This window comes from Neobacillus niacini (assembly GCF_031457145.1).
GTDB lineage: Bacteria > Bacillota > Bacilli > Bacillales > Cytobacillaceae > Neobacillus > Neobacillus niacini_J.
In genome coordinates this window covers 185,053-202,941 of the sequence record NZ_JAVDVZ010000008.1, presented here as the reverse complement: position 1 = coordinate 202,941, position 17,889 = coordinate 185,053, and the positions used below count along the sequence as shown (strand labels likewise).

The window sequence follows — 17,889 nt, the reverse complement described above, 5'->3', positions numbered from 1 at the left end:
AGGCTTTTTAATAATATCGGACATTATTTTATTAAAATAGATTTGATTTTGAGGAGTGAATTTAATGGCTTTAACAGCAGGTATTGTAGGACTTCCGAATGTGGGGAAGTCTACATTATTTAACGCAATTACACAAGCTGGGGCTGAATCAGCGAACTACCCGTTTTGTACGATTGATCCTAACGTAGGAATCGTAGAAGTTCCTGATGACCGCCTAAACAAATTAACGGAATTAGTTCAACCGAAGAAGACAGTTCCCACTGCATTTGAATTTACGGATATTGCAGGAATTGTAAAGGGTGCAAGTAAAGGTGAAGGACTTGGAAACAAATTTCTATCACACATCCGTCAAGTGGATGCGATTTGCCAGGTTGTTCGTTGCTTTGCAGACGACAATATCACTCACGTAGCGGGTAAAGTGGATCCGATTTCCGATATTGAAGTCATTAACTTAGAGTTAATTCTTGCTGATATGGAGTCTGTTGAAAAGCGGATTAGCCGTGTTGAAAAATTAGCTAAGCAAAAAGATAAAGAGGCGGCGGCTGAGTTTGAAGTGCTTTCTATGCTTCGTGACGCCTTTGAAGCAGAAAAGCCAGCACGTACAGTTGAATTTACCGATGAACAATTGAAAATTGCAAAAATGCTTCACCTTTTAACCATTAAGCCAGTGCTTTATGTGGCGAATGTAGGTGAGGATGATGTGGCGGATCCATCTGCAAACGAATATGTACAAAAGGTTCGTGAGTTCGCGGCAGCAGATAATGCAGAAGTAATCGTGGTATGTGCAAAGATTGAAGAAGAAATTTCAGAACTTGAAGGCGAAGAAAAGCAGATGTTCCTTGAAGAACTTGGAATTGAAGAATCAGGTTTGGATCAATTAATTCGTGCGGCTTATAACTTGCTTGGATTAGCGACTTATTTTACAGCAGGTGTGCAGGAGGTTCGTGCTTGGACGTTTATACATGGCATGAAAGCTCCACAATGTGCGGGAATTATTCATTCCGATTTTGAACGCGGATTTATTCGTGCCGAAACGGTCTCTTATGAAGACTTATTAACAGCTGGAAGCTATAATGCTGCAAAGGAAGCTGGAAAAGTCCGTTTAGAAGGTAAAGAGTATTTAGTAAAAGATGGAGATGTCATTCACTTCCGTTTTAATGTATAAGAACGTGAGCCTTGTGTATGCAAGGCTTTTTGCATAATTTTTTTTAAGGATAAAAACAAGAAATGGCAAACAACATTGCATTTCGCCCACACTTATGCTATAATTTTAACTTGTGAGTAATGAATAATTGCTTCTTGCCCAAAAATGGGCCGTTTAGACCAAAAGGAGGTGACTGTGATGAAAAAGTACGAAATCATGTACATCATCCGCCCAAATATTGAAGATGAATCAAAGAAAGCTCTTGTTGAGCGTTTCAATACAATTCTTCTTGATAACGGTGCGGAAACTGCTGAAACAAAAGATTGGGGTAAGCGTCGTTTAGCTTACGAAATCAACGATTTCCGTGATGGATATTACGAAATCGTGAAAACTACATCTTCAGCTGACGCGGTACAAGAATTTTCTCGTCTTGCGAAAATCAGCGAAGATATCATTCGCCATTTAGTAATTAAAGAAGAAGCTTAATATAAATATATTTGGTCAGAATGTTTCACATGGAACATTCTCCGCAAAGAAAAGGAGTTGATTCTGATGATGAATCGTGTCGTGCTTGTTGGCCGTTTAACAAAAGACCCTGATTTACGCTACACACCAAATGGGGTTCCTGTTGCTACCTTTACTTTAGCTGTTAACCGTCCGTTTTCTAGTCAGTCAGGTGAGCGTGAAGCAGACTTTATAAATTGTGTTGTTTGGCGAAAACCTGCTGAAAATGTGGCAAACTTCTTGAAAAAAGGCAGTCTTGCAGGTGTTGATGGCCGTATTCAAACCCGCAACTATGAAGGACAAGATGGTAAGCGTGTTTACGTTACAGAAGTTCAGGCAGAAAGTGTCCAATTTCTAGAACCTAAAAACTCTTCTGGTGGCGGCGGAAGAAGCGACAATGATCATTTCGGTGCTCCACCAAGGGAACCACAGGGTAATCCTTATGGCGGCGGCAATCAGAATCAACGACAGTATCAAAACAACAACAACAATAATAACAATAATAAAGGTTTTACTAAAGTGGATGATGATCCGTTCGCAGGCAACGGTCAGATTGACATCTCCGATGATGACTTACCATTTTAAAGTAAACTTTTTATGAACGTTCATGAAAGAAGAACTAATAAAGGAGGGAATTTTCATGGCAGGACAACGTAAAGGCGGACGCGCGAAGCGCCGTAAAGTGTGCTATTTTACAGCAAATGGTATCACTCGCATCGATTATAAAGATGTAGATTTACTTAAAAAGTTTATCTCTGAGCGTGGAAAGATTTTACCACGTCGTGTAACTGGTACAAGCGCTAAATATCAACGTAAACTAACAGTTGCAATCAAACGTGCACGTCAAATGGCATTATTACCATTCGTTGCAGGTGAATAAAGAGATTTAAGGCAGTAGGGGGAGTGCCCTTACTGTCTTTTTCTTTTATCTTGCTAAATTGTTGAATAGCAGAGCTTTTCTAGCTAAAATTAAGGAATAGGCTTTTGAAATAATTGAGGTGAAGTAGTGAAAAATGTTCGTAAACTAACAGAAGGCGCTATTCTTTTAGCAGCCTTTGCAGTTCTTTTATTACTTACGATTTATGTCCCATTTTTAGGGATGATCGTAAATCTGTTTTTAGCAGTGCCTTTCATGCTTTTTGCAGCTAAAAATGACGGTAAAAGTATTTTTGTTTTTATTATTGCCTCCCTTCTACTTTCGTTTATTGTAGGAACGATTATGTCGCTGCCATTAACGCTGGCATATGGAACAACAGGCGTCGTAATTGGTTACTTAATTCAGAAGCAAAAGAATATGGGCGTTTTATTCATCAGTGGGTCTCTTGTCTTTTTAATAAATTTAATTATTATTTATGTGACAAGCATTGTTCTATTTAATGTGAATATGATTACTGAAATGCTTGATATGATGCGTGAATCACTCAATACTTCAGCTGATTTACTAAAGAATTTTGGAAATGCACAAAACACTGAAAAGGCAATGGAACAATTTAATAACGGATTGACCCTTATTAAAACCTTAATTCCGACTTTATTTGTTATCTCTTCCTTTTTCATCGTATTCATTATCCAGCTTGTATCGTTTCCGATTATTAAGAGATTCGGGGTTAAGGTAGAGAAGTGGAAAAGTTTTAAAGAGATCTCGTTGCCAAAAAGTTTATTATATTATTTTCTTCTTACCCTGCTTCTAAGTATGTTAATGAATCCTGTAGAAGGCACTTTCTGGTATATGGCAATTATTAATATGACCTATATTCTCCAATTCTTAATGGTCTTGCAGGGATATACATTTATATTTTATTACTTTGACAAAAAGGGCATTTCCAAGGCTATTTCTATTACAATAGCGATTGTCTCTTTCCTCATTCCAATTTTCCTTTATATTGTAGGGATATTAGGTATAATTGATTTAGGCTTTGATTTACGAAAAGGCTTTACTAAAAAAGAGAGATGACTACTGTTTAGGAGCTGAAAAAATTGCCTGCATTTATTGAAAAACGCTCGATTCGTTATCCTTTTTACGGGCTTATAGGCATTACAGTGGTGCTGCTCATTGTCCTGACCTACTATAATTGGATACTAAGCTTGGTGGGATTATTTCTTATCATCCCGCCGCTGTACTATATGATAGTCATCGATTCGCGCCAAAGAAAAGAGATGGAGGACTACATCTCAACCCTTTCATACCGAGTGAAAAGGGTAGGCGAAGAAGCGCTGATGGAGATGCCGATTGGGATTATGCTCATCAATGATGAATATTTTATTGAGTGGACCAATCCTTTTCTTTCATCCTATTTTGATGAAGATACCCTTATTGGAAAGTCGCTCTACGAAATAGCTGATACGTTGATTCCGTTAATTAAACAAGAAGTTGGCACAGAAATTATTACCCTTCACGAACGGAAATTTCGAGTGATTCTTAAAAGCGAGGAGAAACTCCTTTACTTCTTCGATGTCACAGAACAAAAAGAAATTGAACAAATGTACCATGATGAAAGGACCGTTATTGCGGTTATCTTTTTAGATAATTACGATGAATTAACACAAGGTATGGATGACCAAATGCGTGGCAGCATTAACAATATGGTTACTTCAACCCTAAATAAATGGGCACAGGACAATGGTATTTTTCTTAAAAGAATTTCATCAGAACGTTTTATCGCAGTTTTTAATGAAGCCATTCTTCTGCTACTCGAAAAAGGAAAATTTACAGTTCTAGATGAAGTAAGAGAAATGACATCTAAGCAAAATATCTCCTTCACACTCAGTATTGGTGTAGGTGCTGGAACCCCTTCTCTGCCTGAATTAGGCGTATTAGCACAATCCAGTCTGGATTTGGCATTAGGAAGAGGCGGCGATCAGGTAGCAATCAAACATCCAAATGGCAAAGTTAAATTCTTTGGCGGTAAAACAAATCCGGTTGAAAAACGGACAAGAGTACGTGCTCGTGTCATTTCTCATGCATTAAAGGATTTAATTACGGCAAGTGATAAAGTCATTATTATGGGGCATAAAAATCCTGATATGGATTCTATCGGGTCTTCGATTGGTATTTACAAGGTAGCTCAGATGAATCAAAAGGACGCCTACATAGTGTTGAACCCTCAAGAAATGGATGGAGCCGTTCATAGACTAATGGGAGAAATCCGTCATCAAGAGCAATTGTTTTCTCGCTTTATTGGTCCAGAAGAAGCCTTGGAAATTTCCACTGAGAAAACACTATTGGTTATTGTGGATACCCATAAACCTGCCCTTGTTATTGAAGAACGCCTCCTTAATAAAATTGATAATGTTGTTGTTATTGACCATCATCGCCGTGGGGAAGAATTTATTGAGAATCCGGTACTTGTTTATATGGAACCATATGCTTCATCAACAGCGGAGCTTGTAACCGAATTTCTTGAATACCAGCCAAAACGAGGTAAAATAGAAATGATAGAAGCAACTGCTCTTTTAGCTGGAATTGTGGTGGATACCAAAAGTTTTACCTTAAGAACGGGCGCTAGAACTTTTGATGCTGCTTCCTATTTAAGAGGTCAAGGAGCAGATACAATTCTTGTTCAGAAGTTTTTAAAAGAAAGCGTGGATACGTATATAAAGAGAGCGAAATTAATTGAATCGGTCCTTTTTTATCACGATGGTATTGCGATAGCAAAAGGCGATGAAAATGAACTTCATGATCAAGTACTTCTTGCCCAGGCGGCAGATACACTCCTGACTATGGATGGGGTTGCGGCGTCATTTGTGATTGCAAAACGAAGCGAGGGGCTTATTGGAATAAGTGCCAGATCACTTGGAAATGTAAATGTTCAAGTGATAATGGAGAAGCTTCAGGGCGGCGGGCATTTGACGAATGCAGCCACTCAGCTAACCGGCATCTCAGTAACAGAAGCAGAAGGACAATTAAAGCTTGCAATTGAAGATTATTTTGAAGGTGGGAAAAAAGAATGAAAGTAATTTTTTTAAAAGATGTTAAAGGAAAAGGAAAAAAAGGCGAAGTGAAAAATGTTGCTGATGGCTATGCACATAACTTCTTGATTAAGCAGGGTCTGGCAATTGAAGCAAATAATACAAACATCAGCACGCTCGAAGGCCAAAAGAAGAAGGAAGACAAACGTGCTGCAGAAGAGCTTGAGGAAGCAAAAAAGCTTGGGGAACAGTTAGATAAAATAACTGTCGAGTTATTGGCAAAAGCTGGTGAAGGTGGTCGTCTATTTGGCTCGATTACAACGAAGCAAATTGCCGAAGAACTTCAAAAGAAACACGGAATTAAAATTGATAAACGTAAAATGGAACTAGCTGATGCGATTCGTACGCTTGGTCACATTAAGGTTCCGGTTAAGCTGCATCATGAAGTTACAGCCTCTTTAACAGTTCATGTAAAAGAAGTAAATTAATTTCCAGTTCAAATTTTAGATAAACATGTTAAAATAAAAAAAGTGATGTGATCGGTTCTGACTGGTCACTTTTCTTTATTCTGGCTCTTTTCTTAAACGTTGCTTTTGGAACAAAATTTAATGACTTTGCTAAGTTTCCGTAGGAAAATAGAAAGAAAAGAGCCTGCAAACTAAATTCTAAAGCGCCAAATAACTTTTTCCACGTTAAAATCGGTTTTAAGATTTTAACAACAATCATTTCGAAAATAGCCTTAATTTGGACGTATGTAGTGTTAAAACTATTAAAATATATAAATGATCCTCTTCATTAATAGGAGGTTTTTGATAGATGAATGATTTATATGCAGATCGTCTGCCACCGCAGAATATTGAAGCAGAACAGGCCGTATTAGGTGCTATTTTTTTAGAGCCATCTTCTTTAACAGTGGCTTCTGAAGTTTTGATACCGGAAGACTTCTATCGTGCTTCACACCAAAAGATATTTAATGCTATGCTGAAGTTGAGTGACGAAGGCAAGGTAGTTGACCTTGTAACGGTAACGGAGGACTTAGCAGCAGCGAAGCTAATTGAAGATACTGGCGGTGTTAGTTATCTTAGTGAATTGGCTGGTTCTGTCCCGACTGCTGCCAATATTGAATATTATGCGAGAATCGTAGAAGAAAAGTCTTTGTTGAGACGATTAATACGAACAGCAACTGAGATTGCATCGGATGGCTATTCCCGTGAAGATGAAGTCGAAGCACTTTTAAGTGAAGCAGAAAAAAATATCCTTGCCGTCGCTCAGCGGAAAAATGCTGGTTCTTTTCACAATATCAAGGATGTTTTAGTTCGTACGTATGACAATATTGAAGAAATGCACAACCGCGTAGGGGATATTACCGGTATTTCAACAGGATTTGCTGAATTGGATCGGATGACAGCAGGGTTCCAGCGCAATGATTTGATTATCGTGGGTGCCCGTCCTTCCGTGGGTAAAACGGCCTTTGCCTTGAATATTGCTGCCAATGTTGCAACAAAAACAAGTGAGAATGTCGCGATTTTCAGTCTCGAGATGGGTGCTGAACAGCTTGTTATGCGTATGCTATGTTCGGAAGGAAATATTGATGCGCAAAGGCTGCGTACGGGTTCCCTAACGGATGATGACTGGGGCAAGCTGACGATGGCGATGGGAAGTCTATCGAATTCAGGGATTTTTATCGATGATACACCTGGGGTTAGAGTCGGTGATATCCGCTCAAAATGCCGCCGTCTGCAGCAAGAGCATGGTTTAGGCATGATTTTAATTGATTATTTGCAGTTAATCCTGGGAAGCGGCCGCTCGGGCGAGAACCGTCAGCAGGAAGTTTCGGAGATTTCTCGTTCCCTAAAACAATTAGCACGTGAGCTTAAGGTCCCTGTTATTGCTCTTTCTCAGCTTTCCCGTGGTGTGGAACAGCGCCAAGACAAACGTCCGATGATGTCCGATATTCGTGAATCTGGTTCGATTGAGCAGGATGCCGATATCGTTGCCTTCTTATACCGTGATGATTACTATGATAAAGAATCAGAGAATAAAAACATCATTGAAATCATCATTGCCAAGCAGCGTAACGGTCCAACCGGCACTGTCGCACTCGCCTTTGTAAAAGAGTACAATAAGTTCGTGAATCTTGAGACACGGTATGATCCAAGTGCATAGATTTTTTGAGCCAGTCGAGATTTTCGGCTGGCTTTTTTTGTGGATTGGTAGATTAATTGATTATTTGTCTGATAGAGGGGTAATCATTCCCTTGGAATGGAAAAAAGAGATGATGAGGGAACGATACCGGGAGAATCGTTCCCTTGGAATGGAGAAAAGAGATGATAAGGGAACGATACTAGGAGAATCATCCCCTTGGAATGGAAAAAAGAGATGATGAGGGAACAATACTGGGAGAATTGTTCCCTTGGAATGGAGAAAAGAGATGATGAGGGAACGATACTAGGAGAATCATTCCCTTGGACTATTAAAAAGAAGAAACAATGGAATGATACTAAATTGGTCGTTCTATAAAAAGGTAACTTTAAGTACATTTCCCATTTGATTTACGACTCTTTGTAATGAGAAGCCCTTGCTTTGCCTACAAGAACAAAGTATTTAGAAAGGACTCTCCGAAGTGCCTTTTTTGACTTAAGACCACCGCACCAGTCGTAAATATAATCGACAGTAATCAGCTTATCAGGAAATAGTATTGCAAACTCCTTCACGCTCCTCAAAACGGCTGCTTCCACATCCTCAACAAACCCACATTTATTACATACCAATGTATCGTCTAAGAATAGGGTCTTACAGTTCGCGCAGGTTATACCCTTTTTCAATTGTTCATAGCTATATTTGTGTAATCGTGTATAAGGGGATTCCTCTATGTGGTGGTCAACTAGTTCTTGTGCCAAATCATAGTGCCTTTTATTGAGCTGGACTGGCTTAGTTTTTAACTTTTTCAAAAAGCGGTTAAGTTGCGATGGAAAAATAATTGCAGGATTGATTGTGGTTTGATATAAGTGGAACTCAGGATTGATGAAAATCAGATAGGATTCAACCGATATTTTGTATCCTAATTCATTTAGAAGTTGTTTAAATAAGGTCTCACACCGTTCCAGCTGGTGTAATGGGTTCTTTTCAGGCTTTCCTGTTGGAGTAAACCACTTATCTTCTTTAATCGTATGATCACCTTCAAAGTATTTAACATCCAACAAGTATATTTTTTCATAAGCAATAATTAAGGTGTCAATTTGGAAGAGTGAACCATGATAGTCAAATAATAAATCATTTAGGATCAGCCACTCGTCGCTTAACCCTTTGAGCCAGGCATCACATTTTAGCTCTCCCTCATATCCTTTTTCAATGGTGAAGAAGATTAGTGCTTGACTTTCGTTAAATACCATTCGTGAATGTAAGTACCGTAAAAGAACTAATTCCAATTTTTCTGGCCGCGGTCTAAAAATCATATAACACGTCCCTATTATTATATTAAAAAAACTCTAATACCTATTTTATGGAAAATCAGCATCCAATACAAGCTAGATTGATAAATTAATATTTTACGAACATATTTTAATAAGTTAATATAAAACGTTCGGGTTTTGTTGACTTTTAGCGGCATTAATTGTTAAACTTGTGTATGGAAAAAGAAAAGTGTATTTAATTTGGAGGTGCCTATATGACGTCAGTAGTGGTAGTTGGTACACAATGGGGAGACGAAGGAAAGGGTAAAATTACAGATTTCCTTTCTGAAAATGCAGAGGCAATTGCTCGTTACCAGGGCGGAAACAACGCAGGTCATACCATCAAGTTCAATGGAGAAACATACAAATTACATTTAATTCCTTCTGGAATATTTTATAAAGAAAAAGTTTGTGTAATTGGCAATGGGATGGTTGTAGATCCTAAAGCGCTTGTTGCAGAACTTGCTTATTTACATGAAAAAGGAATTACAACGGATAACCTTCGTATCAGTAATCGCGCACATGTTATCCTTCCTTACCATTTGAAGCTTGATGTTGTCGAGGAAGAAAGTAAGGGCGCCAATAAAATTGGAACCACTAAAAAAGGGATTGGCCCTGCTTACATGGATAAGGCAGCGCGTGTTGGAATCAGAATTTCTGACCTTCTAGAGCGTGATGTGTTTGAAGAAAAGCTGGAACGCAACCTGGCTGAAAAAAATCGTTTATTTGAACGTATTTATGAGACAACCGGTTTTACAAAAGAAGAAATCTTAGATGAGTATTATGAATATGGTCAGCAAATTAAGCAATATGTTTGTGATACATCTGTGGTTTTAAATGACGCATTGGATGATGGCAAACGCGTTTTATTTGAAGGTGCACAGGGTGTTATGTTGGATATTGACCAAGGTACTTACCCATTTGTAACTTCTTCAAATCCAGTTGCAGGCGGCGTTACAATTGGTTCTGGCGTTGGTCCATCAAAAATCACCCATGTTGTAGGTGTTTGTAAAGCTTATACCTCCCGTGTTGGTGACGGTCCGTTCCCAACTGAACTACATGATGAAATTGGGAATCGAATCCGTGAAGTTGGTCGTGAATACGGAACCACTACCGGCCGTCCACGTCGTATTGGCTGGTTTGACAGTGTGGTTGTTCGCCATGCCCGTCGTGTCAGCGGTCTAACAGATCTATCTCTTAATTCCATTGATGTTTTATCAGGAATTGAAACATTGAAGATTTGTACGGCTTACAGCTATAATGGAGAATTAATTACCGAGTATCCTGCCAGCTTAAAGGTACTAGCACAGTGTGAGCCTGTTTACGAAGAACTTCCTGGCTGGACTGAGGATATTACAGGCGTTAAGTCGTTAGATGAATTACCTGTGAATGCTCGCCATTATGTGGAACGGGTGACCCAACTTACTGGTATTCCATTAACTACTTTCTCAGTAGGGCCAGATAGAAATCAAACAAATGTAGTCCGTAGTCCTTGGAGACAAATTTAAACAGATTAAAGCCCTCAACTTTGGGGGCTTTTCAATTAATTAAAACTTTTTTTAAAAAAGTATTGCACAATAGATACAAGCCATGCTATTATAAAAAGCGTCGTCACAAACGAAACAAACAAACATTTAGTTTGAGCCATTAGCTCAGTTGGTAGAGCAACGAGCAGCGCTTCTTGAAAATTCTGCGAGTTGTGGAGTTTACGTTTTGAAAAAAGGTAAACGGAACATCTGACAACGCTAAAATGAGTTTAGGAAACAATTAATAGTAAGAGCCATTAGCTCAGTTGGTAGAGCATCTGACTTTTAATCAGAGGGTCGAAGGTTCGAATCCTTCATGGCTCACCATAGTTTTTTGCGCTAGCAAAATAACTTTCAACCTGCGAAAGCAAAATAACTTTTTTAAAATATGGCCCCTTGGTCAAGTGGTTAAGACACCTCCCTTTCACGGAGGTAACACGGGTTCGAATCCCGTAGGGGTCATTGGCATTTGATTGTTGGCAAGTGATTGGCAAGTCCGGTCTCCTTGCTAACGATCAATATCAAAAAAATGGTCTGGTAGTTCAGTTGGTTAGAATGCCTGCCTGTCACGCAGGAGGTCGCGGGTTCGAGTCCCGTCCAGACCGCCATAATTTGTGGCTCAGTAGCTCAGTCGGTAGAGCAAAGGACTGAAAATCCTTGTGTCGGCGGTTCGATTCCGTCCTGCGCCATATAAAAAAGAAGCTTACAAATTGTAAGCTTCTTTTTTGTTTGTAACAAATGTAATATTATTGTAAAAAAATATCCAAATATTTACACGTAATTAGCGGGGTTTGTCTCGTTTTGTAAAATGTAGTCATATTCTAATACCTGCTATAACCGTTGATATAATAACTTTCACCTACAAATATAGGGAGAATAGCACATGAAATTCCTCGATATCCAACACCTGCCATTGTAGTAAAATGTCAGGTTTTATACAATTTTGTTACATTATCAAGACTAATCGTTATTTGTTTCGGAATTATGTTAAAGTTATAAAGTAGAAAAAGAGGGAAATTTCTTTTGTGGTTATAAAGCACTAGATTAAGAGAGTTGTTTCCGTAATTTAGGAGGATTCCAATGTTATTTTTTAATAAAGGAAGTAAATCAAGTAAATTAGAGAAAAAACAATCTTTAAAAACTGCTGTTATGACAGCGTTCGCGGCTTCAGCACTATTATTTAGCACCATTTCAGGAAGTGCTGCTGCTTCAATCAAATTCACAACCGTTTACCATGTATACCATAACCAACAATATATAGGTACTGTTTCTGATAAAGAGGTTGTTGAAAAAATCGTCAAAGAAAAAGAAGACATATTTAAAGATTCCATGAAGGATATGGACTTAAAATTTGGATCAAATATTGAGTACATAAAAGAACAGGTTTTTAATTCAACAGCAAATAATAGTGAAACGGTAAAAAATCTTGAAAGTACGATCCAGCTTCAAGCAGAAGCCTCTGCCATTATTATTGATGAGAAGCCAATTGTTTTCTTAGAAAACCAAGAAACTGCTGAAGAGGTAATGAATAGACTTAAACTTGCCTATGTAACTCAAGCACAACTAGATGAAGTAGAAGCTAGAAAGGCAGTACCAACAGCAGAACTTCCACCACTAGCTGAAAATGAAACTCGTATATTAGACGTAAGAGCATCTAAAAATGTTTCATTTGATATAGAAAAAGTTACTCCTGATAAAATTATGTCAGTTGAAGAAGCTGTTACCTTTTTACAAAAGGGTACGTTAGAAGAAAAGAAATATGTAGTCCAAGAAGGAGATGTTCTTGGAACAATTGCCAATAATCATGGTTTAAAATTAGTAGACTTTATTGCATTAAATCCTGGACTTACTGAAGACTCTGTAGTAAAAATTGGTCAAGAGGTCAATGTTACAGCGCTAAAACCATATTTTGAAATTATTGTTGATAAAGAATTTAACCAAAAAGAAGCTATCCCGTTTGCCAATGAAACAGTCGATGATGCTTCTATGCCAAAAGGCGAAACAAAAGTTCAGCAAGAAGGAAAAGATGGCGAACGTTCGGTTAATTATCTAACTTCAACACAAAATGGAACAACAACAAGCAGCGTAGTAACAAGTGAGGTTGTACTTTCACAGCCAGTTAATCATATAGTTGTTAAAGGAACAAAGGTTATCCCATCACGTGGAAGTGGTAACCTTGCATGGCCAACGTCTGGAGGCTATGTTTCCAGTCAGCAAGGCATGAGATGGGGTAAAAGTCACAAAGGTATTGATATCGCAAGACCAAGCAACAGAACGATTAAGGCAGCAGATAATGGTAAGGTAGTATCAGCTGGCATGGATGGCGGTTATGGTAACAAAATTGTTATTGATCACCAAAATGGCTTACGTACTGTATATGCGCACCTTGCATCCATCGATGTTAGTGTTGGTCAAACTGTTTCACAAGGATCTGCCATTGGGGTAATGGGTTCAACAGGAAACTCAACCGGAGTACATTTACATTTTGAAGTATATAAAAATGGATCTCTCCAAAACCCTTCCAATTATTTGAAATAATGTCACTTTTTCAAAGGAGTCTCTAGTCCGTACTAGAGGCTCCTTCTTTGTCAAATACTACTAATACGTGAATTACTGAGGAATCCATGGTAAAGTAAACTAGAGTAGAAATGCCGATTAAGTATTTATTGATAGATATTTTATAAAACAAAAGGAGCAATGGGATGGAAAAGAAAATTCTTGTTGTAGATGATGAAAAACCGATTGCGGATATTTTGCAGTTTAACTTAAAAAAAGAGGGTTACGATGTTTACAGTGCTTATGATGGAAATGAAGCCATCGCAATGGTAGAAGAAGTACAGCCAGACTTAATTCTCTTGGATATCATGCTGCCATTAATGGATGGAATGGAAGTTTGCCGAGAAGTCCGCAAGAAATATGATATGCCGATTATTATGTTGACGGCTAAAGATTCTGAAATAGATAAGGTATTAGGACTTGAACTTGGTGCAGACGATTATGTGACGAAGCCTTTCAGTACAAGAGAATTAATTGCGAGAGTGAAAGCAAACCTGCGCCGACATCAAGTTGTCGTCTCTCAAACAGATGAGGAAGTTGAAACAAACGAAATTGAAATTGGCTCGCTTACGATCCATCCAAATGCTTATGTGGTTTCAAAACGTGGTGAGACGATTGAATTAACGCACCGTGAATTTGAACTGCTCTTTTATTTGGCTAAACATATCGGACAGGTAATGACAAGAGAACACCTGTTGCAAACCGTTTGGGGCTATGATTATTTTGGTGATGTTCGTACAGTAGATGTAACGGTTCGCCGTTTACGTGAAAAAATTGAAGATAGTCCAAGCCACCCTACGTGGATCGTCACGCGTAGAGGAGTGGGATACTATTTACGAAACCCAGATCAGGAGTAATGCCCTACATGAAAAAGGTTAGTTTTTTTCAATCGATACATGTGAAGTTTGTCATCATCTATGTACTGCTTATTTTAGTTGCGATGCAGATTATTGGCGTCTATTTTGTCAGGCAGCTCGAAGAAACATTAAGGACAAATTTTCAAACCTCTATAAAAGAACGCGTTAATTTACTTGCCTATAATGTTGTGGAAGAAATGGAAAAGAAAAGGACTCCTGAAGATCCTATTCTTGAAGATGATATCAGAAAAATTCTTCGGGATTTTGAATCTGCAGATATTTTTGAAGTTAGAGTTATTGAAAGTAAGTCTCGTAAAATTCTTGGAACCTCTGACCCTAATCAAGGAGTCATTGGACAGAGGACAACAGAGCTGCGGATTACACAGTCAATCAATTTAGCGGAGGACCAAAGCAGTATCAAAATTGATCAAAAAAGCGGTCATCGAATTTGGGTACTGTCCACTCCGATAAAATCAGGCAATCAAGTAATTGCTGCTATAGATTTGGAAGCAAAAATAGAAAATGTGTTTACGCAAATGAAAACCATTAATAGTATTTTTGCGACGGGGACAGGTATTGCTTTAGCTATTACAGCTATTTTAGGAATACTTCTTGCACAAACGATTACTAGACCGATTACAGATATGAAAAAGCAAGCAATGGCGATGGCTAAGGGGAACTTTTCACGTAAGGTAAAAGTATATGGCCAGGATGAAATTGGAACCCTAGCAATGACCTTTAATAATTTAACAAAAAAACTCCAAGAGGCCCAGGCCATGACCGAAGGGGAAAGAAGAAAGCTTTCTTCCGTCTTATCCTATATGACAGATGGTGTTATTGCGACAGATCGGAAAGGTAGAGTTATCTTAATCAATGAACCAGCTGCAGAGATGCTGAATGTTTCACGTGAAACAGTTCTCTCGCAGCCGATTGTTTCCTTATTAAGTTTAACGGACACCAATACCTTTGAAGATTTAATAGAGGAGAAAGATTCGTTGATTCTAGATTATAGTACAAAAAAGGAACCATACATCCTTCGTGCTAACTTTTCTGTCATTCAAAAAGAGACTGGATTTGTTAATGGATTGATTGCGGTCCTTCATGATATAACGGACCAGGAAAAAATAGAAGCAGAAAGAAGAGAGTTTGTTGCCAATGTATCACACGAGTTAAGGACGCCGCTCACGACGATGAGAAGCTACTTAGAGGCATTGGCAGATGGTGCGTGGAAAGATGAAGAAATCGCCCCTAATTTCTTAGAAGTAACGCGGACTGAAACGGAAAGAATGATTCGATTAGTGAATGACCTCCTTCAACTCTCCAAATTGGATAGCACAGATTATCGCCTATCAAAAGAATGGGTGAACTTTGTTGATTTCTTCGACCGAATTATTGACCGTTTTGAAATGGCGAAGGACCAAAATGTCAGCTTTAGAAGGAAACTGCCAAGCCATGCTATTTTTGTAGAAATTGATGAAGATAAAATGACACAGGTCCTCTACAATATTATTTCGAATGCCCTTAAGTATTCTCCTGAAGGCGGACAGGTTACTTTTTCAATAAAAGAGGAAGAAGAAAAAATTATTGTCAGTGTTTCTGATGAAGGCGTGGGGATTCCAAAGGAGAATATCGGAAAGATTTTTGATCGTTTTTACCGAGTAGATAAAGCGAGAACGAGAAAGTTAGGCGGCACAGGATTAGGTTTAGCTATTGCGAAGGAAATGGTTTATGTTCATGGTGGCATGATTTGGGCTGAGAGTGAAGAGGGCAAGGGTACGGAGGTTTCCTTTTCACTTCCTTACGAGCAATCTGAAGAGGATGAATGGTCATGAAGTATGAAAATAGTAAATCAGCGATTCTTATATTTCTAATCTTGGTTAGTATTGTATTAACCTGGAATCTTTGGACGTATCAGCCTAATTTTGACATGATGGAAAACTATGATTATGTTGCAGAAGTAACGTTGAAAGAAAAACAGGAGCTCCAGGAGATTATTAGTCCTGATTTAGCGTTATTTCACCATAACGGTCAGCACTATGGAACAACGAATGCAGTAGATCTTGATAAGATGATGGATTCATTAAGGAAATGGTCTTTCTATGACATCACCAATTATTCTGATCAGGTAGAGGATATCAAAGAATTGGTGCATGGAAATGGCAATGCTGAAATTGTTTTTCCTGCCGATGTTCCGATTGAAATATATCGCAGTGTTTTGAAATTTGAAGAAAAGAGAATTCCTGCTTTTAATTTTAATCGCATCGTTATTAATGTCGAGAATTCCGAAAAGGGAAATGGAACAGTTTATTTTATTTCTTCCGATTATCAGAACGTATATAGGAGTCATATATCACCCGATTTATTAAATGATTTTAACCGAGATTTTTTTAAAAACGCTGGGCAATATCAACGGTATTTTGCCTTTGAGCCGACAGAACAGCGGACTGTTTTTATTCCCGATGGTAAATTGGAAATGATGGAATATACCTATTTACCAGTTATTTTAAATTCGGAGGCATTCAAAGAGGCATTGTTTAGTGATCCAAGTTTTGTTCAAAGAGGTACAATCTCTAACGGGGAAGAATACAGTGATGTTTCTAGTAAGATGACGATAAATAATAATACCAATATGCTGCATTATGTTAATCCTAACGTAGAATCCAATTATGTTGATAACTCTTATGATTTATTAATGCGAAGTATTGATTTTATTAATGGTCATGGAGGATGGACAGACCCTTATCGGTATGTCGCAATTGATGTGAAAAGAAAATCAGTTAAGTTCCGTTTATATAGTGTCGATGGTTACCCTGTTTTTAATGAAAGTGGAATGTCGGAAATTCAAGAGGTATGGGGCAGGGATGAAATCACTAAATATGTCAGACCTAATATAGCCCTAGAGCTTCCATTGACGGCAGAAATGGTAAATGTAACACTTCCATCAGGATCTGAGGCGCTGGAATATCTTAAAAGTCGAAAAAGTTTTAAACCAGAATTACTAGAACAACTTGTTTTAGGTTACCGGATGGCAAGGAATACAGATGAAAACAAATTGATCCTCCTAGAGCCTGCTTGGTTCTATCGATATAACCAGTCATGGGGACAAATCACGAAGGAAGACCTGGGGGGATTGTTACATGGATTGGAGTAAAATAAAAACCATTTTTATCATAACGTTTTTGATATTAGATGTGTACCTCTTATTTCAATTTATGAAAATTAGAGACGCTAATAAATACGAAATCATTACGGAGGCCAAATTCGAGGAACAGCTGGAGGCAGATGAAATCAGCTACAAAGAATTTCCGAAGGTACCTATAAAGGACCAGTATCTTAGTGCGAAGCCTAAAATGTTTACCAAGGATGATATAGTAAAGCTTAAGGGACAAACAGTGAATTTGAAGGAGACAAGTACAACATTACAAGTGAAGCTAGATAAGCCAATACAAGTAAATGCAAAATTTGAGGCTGCAGAGCTTACTCCTTTTATTAAGGATAATATTTTATTCGGTGATCAATATCAATATTGGAAGAAAGATGATAAGAAGAATACAATCATTTACTTTCAACATTATGAGAATATGACTTTATATGAAAATCTAAGTGGGATGATTATTTTTCACATTGATGATAAAAATCAAATAATATCGTACGAACAAACTTATTTAGAGGATATTTTTAAAATGATAGAGAAGAAGGAACTCCTCCCTCCTTTGAAGGCACTCGAAACCTTGCACCAAAAGGGTGTATTGAAGCCAAAGAGCAAAATTACCAAGGTGGAGCTTGGCTATTCAACATTAATTCAGCTTGCAGCTTCGCAAGCTTTAGCCCCTACGTGGCGTTTTGTGGTAGACGATAAAGAAAGCCTTTATGTCAATGCATTGGAAGGGCAGATTATTCAATTTAACAGCGATGAAAATAGGGATGTGGAGTGAAATAAT

Annotated in this window: 18 protein-coding genes and 4 tRNA genes; 20 read left to right on the top strand and 2 right to left on the bottom strand. The window is 38.1% G+C overall.

Annotated features, from left to right (window positions below):
* The first annotated feature begins 64 nt into the window (after nucleotides 1-64).
* The 7 genes from ychF (at nucleotide 65) to rplI (ending at nucleotide 6,045) form a co-directional block, all read left to right on the top strand.
* Nucleotides 65-1,165: a redox-regulated ATPase YchF gene (ychF, locus tag J2Y03_RS19035; RefSeq protein WP_132087311.1), complete on the top strand. Its 1,101-nt coding sequence runs from the start codon at nucleotides 65-67 to the stop codon at nucleotides 1,163-1,165.
* A gap of 177 nt (nucleotides 1,166-1,342) precedes the next feature.
* The gene (gene rpsF / locus J2Y03_RS19030; protein WP_132087314.1) at nucleotides 1,343-1,630 is read left to right on the top strand and encodes a 30S ribosomal protein S6; all 288 of its coding nucleotides are present in this window, start codon (nucleotides 1,343-1,345) and stop codon (nucleotides 1,628-1,630) included.
* A gap of 66 nt (nucleotides 1,631-1,696) precedes the next feature.
* A complete protein-coding gene (gene ssb, locus J2Y03_RS19025) occupies nucleotides 1,697-2,233 on the top strand; it encodes a single-stranded DNA-binding protein (protein WP_132087317.1) in 537 nt (178 codons plus the stop codon).
* A 55-nt stretch (nucleotides 2,234-2,288) separates the two neighbouring features.
* Nucleotides 2,289-2,528, top strand: a complete 240-nt coding sequence (gene rpsR, locus J2Y03_RS19020) for a 30S ribosomal protein S18 (RefSeq protein ID WP_132087320.1) — start codon at nucleotides 2,289-2,291, stop codon at nucleotides 2,526-2,528.
* 126 nt (nucleotides 2,529-2,654) lie between these two features.
* Nucleotides 2,655-3,602: a YybS family protein gene (locus J2Y03_RS19015; protein WP_310196823.1), complete on the top strand. Its 948-nt coding sequence runs from the start codon at nucleotides 2,655-2,657 to the stop codon at nucleotides 3,600-3,602.
* A 23-nt stretch (nucleotides 3,603-3,625) separates the two neighbouring features.
* A complete protein-coding gene (locus J2Y03_RS19010; protein WP_132087326.1) occupies nucleotides 3,626-5,599 on the top strand; it encodes a DHH family phosphoesterase in 1,974 nt (657 codons plus the stop codon).
* Nucleotides 5,596-6,045 carry a 50S ribosomal protein L9 gene (gene rplI, locus J2Y03_RS19005; protein ID WP_132087329.1) on the top strand — a complete coding sequence of 150 codons (450 nt, stop codon included), beginning with the start codon at nucleotides 5,596-5,598 and terminating at the stop codon, nucleotides 6,043-6,045. Before J2Y03_RS19010 ends, rplI begins: the two co-directional genes overlap by 4 nt.
* A gap of 28 nt (nucleotides 6,046-6,073) precedes the next feature.
* Here the strand turns inward: rplI and J2Y03_RS19000 are convergent, their stop codons facing one another.
* Nucleotides 6,074-6,283, bottom strand: a complete 210-nt coding sequence (locus J2Y03_RS19000; RefSeq protein WP_310196819.1) for a hypothetical protein — start codon at nucleotides 6,281-6,283, stop codon at nucleotides 6,074-6,076.
* Between the two features lie 90 nt (nucleotides 6,284-6,373).
* Between J2Y03_RS19000 and dnaB the strand changes: the two genes are divergently transcribed.
* The 3 genes from dnaB to J2Y03_RS18985 are packed head-to-tail and all read left to right on the top strand — an operon-like array spanning nucleotide 6,374 to nucleotide 8,077.
* Nucleotides 6,374-7,723 carry a replicative DNA helicase gene (gene dnaB, locus J2Y03_RS18995; RefSeq protein WP_132087332.1) on the top strand — a complete coding sequence of 450 codons (1,350 nt, stop codon included), beginning with the start codon at nucleotides 6,374-6,376 and terminating at the stop codon, nucleotides 7,721-7,723.
* Nucleotides 7,724-7,760: 37 nt separating this feature from the next.
* A complete protein-coding gene (locus J2Y03_RS18990) occupies nucleotides 7,761-7,940 on the top strand; it encodes a hypothetical protein (protein ID WP_310196815.1) in 180 nt (59 codons plus the stop codon).
* Nucleotides 7,919-8,077, top strand: coding sequence for a hypothetical protein (locus tag J2Y03_RS18985; protein ID WP_310196810.1), 159 nt, complete (start codon nucleotides 7,919-7,921; stop codon nucleotides 8,075-8,077). Before J2Y03_RS18990 ends, J2Y03_RS18985 begins: the two co-directional genes overlap by 22 nt.
* A gap of 32 nt (nucleotides 8,078-8,109) precedes the next feature.
* Here the strand turns inward: J2Y03_RS18985 and J2Y03_RS18980 are convergent, their stop codons facing one another.
* Complete coding sequence (locus J2Y03_RS18980; RefSeq protein WP_310196808.1) at nucleotides 8,110-9,012, bottom strand: nuclease-related domain-containing protein; 903 nt, start codon at nucleotides 9,010-9,012, stop codon at nucleotides 8,110-8,112.
* Nucleotides 9,013-9,224: 212 nt separating this feature from the next.
* On the opposite strand from J2Y03_RS18980, the gene J2Y03_RS18975 reads away from it, so the two are divergent.
* The 10 genes from J2Y03_RS18975 (at nucleotide 9,225) to J2Y03_RS18930 (ending at nucleotide 17,883) form a co-directional block, all read left to right on the top strand.
* Entirely contained in the window at nucleotides 9,225-10,517 is a 1,293-nt protein-coding gene (locus J2Y03_RS18975) for an adenylosuccinate synthase (protein ID WP_132087340.1), read from the top strand.
* Between the two features lie 269 nt (nucleotides 10,518-10,786).
* A tRNA-Lys gene (locus tag J2Y03_RS18970) sits at nucleotides 10,787-10,862 on the top strand.
* A gap of 63 nt (nucleotides 10,863-10,925) precedes the next feature.
* Nucleotides 10,926-10,997 (top strand) — tRNA-Glu (locus J2Y03_RS18965).
* Nucleotides 10,998-11,066: 69 nt separating this feature from the next.
* Nucleotides 11,067-11,143: transfer RNA gene (locus J2Y03_RS18960), tRNA-Asp, on the top strand.
* Nucleotides 11,144-11,151: 8 nt separating this feature from the next.
* Nucleotides 11,152-11,224 (top strand) — tRNA-Phe (locus J2Y03_RS18955).
* 391 nt (nucleotides 11,225-11,615) lie between these two features.
* The gene (locus tag J2Y03_RS18950) at nucleotides 11,616-13,073 is read left to right on the top strand and encodes a M23 family metallopeptidase (RefSeq protein WP_310196804.1); all 1,458 of its coding nucleotides are present in this window, start codon (nucleotides 11,616-11,618) and stop codon (nucleotides 13,071-13,073) included.
* Between the two features lie 164 nt (nucleotides 13,074-13,237).
* Complete coding sequence (gene yycF, locus J2Y03_RS18945) at nucleotides 13,238-13,948, top strand: response regulator YycF (RefSeq protein ID WP_132087346.1); 711 nt, start codon at nucleotides 13,238-13,240, stop codon at nucleotides 13,946-13,948.
* A gap of 8 nt (nucleotides 13,949-13,956) precedes the next feature.
* A complete protein-coding gene (gene walK, locus J2Y03_RS18940) occupies nucleotides 13,957-15,780 on the top strand; it encodes a cell wall metabolism sensor histidine kinase WalK (protein WP_310196799.1) in 1,824 nt (607 codons plus the stop codon).
* Nucleotides 15,777-17,099, top strand: coding sequence for a YycH family regulatory protein (locus J2Y03_RS18935; protein ID WP_310196795.1), 1,323 nt, complete (start codon nucleotides 15,777-15,779; stop codon nucleotides 17,097-17,099). Before walK ends, J2Y03_RS18935 begins: the two co-directional genes overlap by 4 nt.
* Complete coding sequence (locus J2Y03_RS18930; RefSeq protein ID WP_310196793.1) at nucleotides 17,086-17,883, top strand: two-component system regulatory protein YycI; 798 nt, start codon at nucleotides 17,086-17,088, stop codon at nucleotides 17,881-17,883. Before J2Y03_RS18935 ends, J2Y03_RS18930 begins: the two co-directional genes overlap by 14 nt.
* Nucleotides 17,884-17,889: the final 6 nt, after the last annotated feature.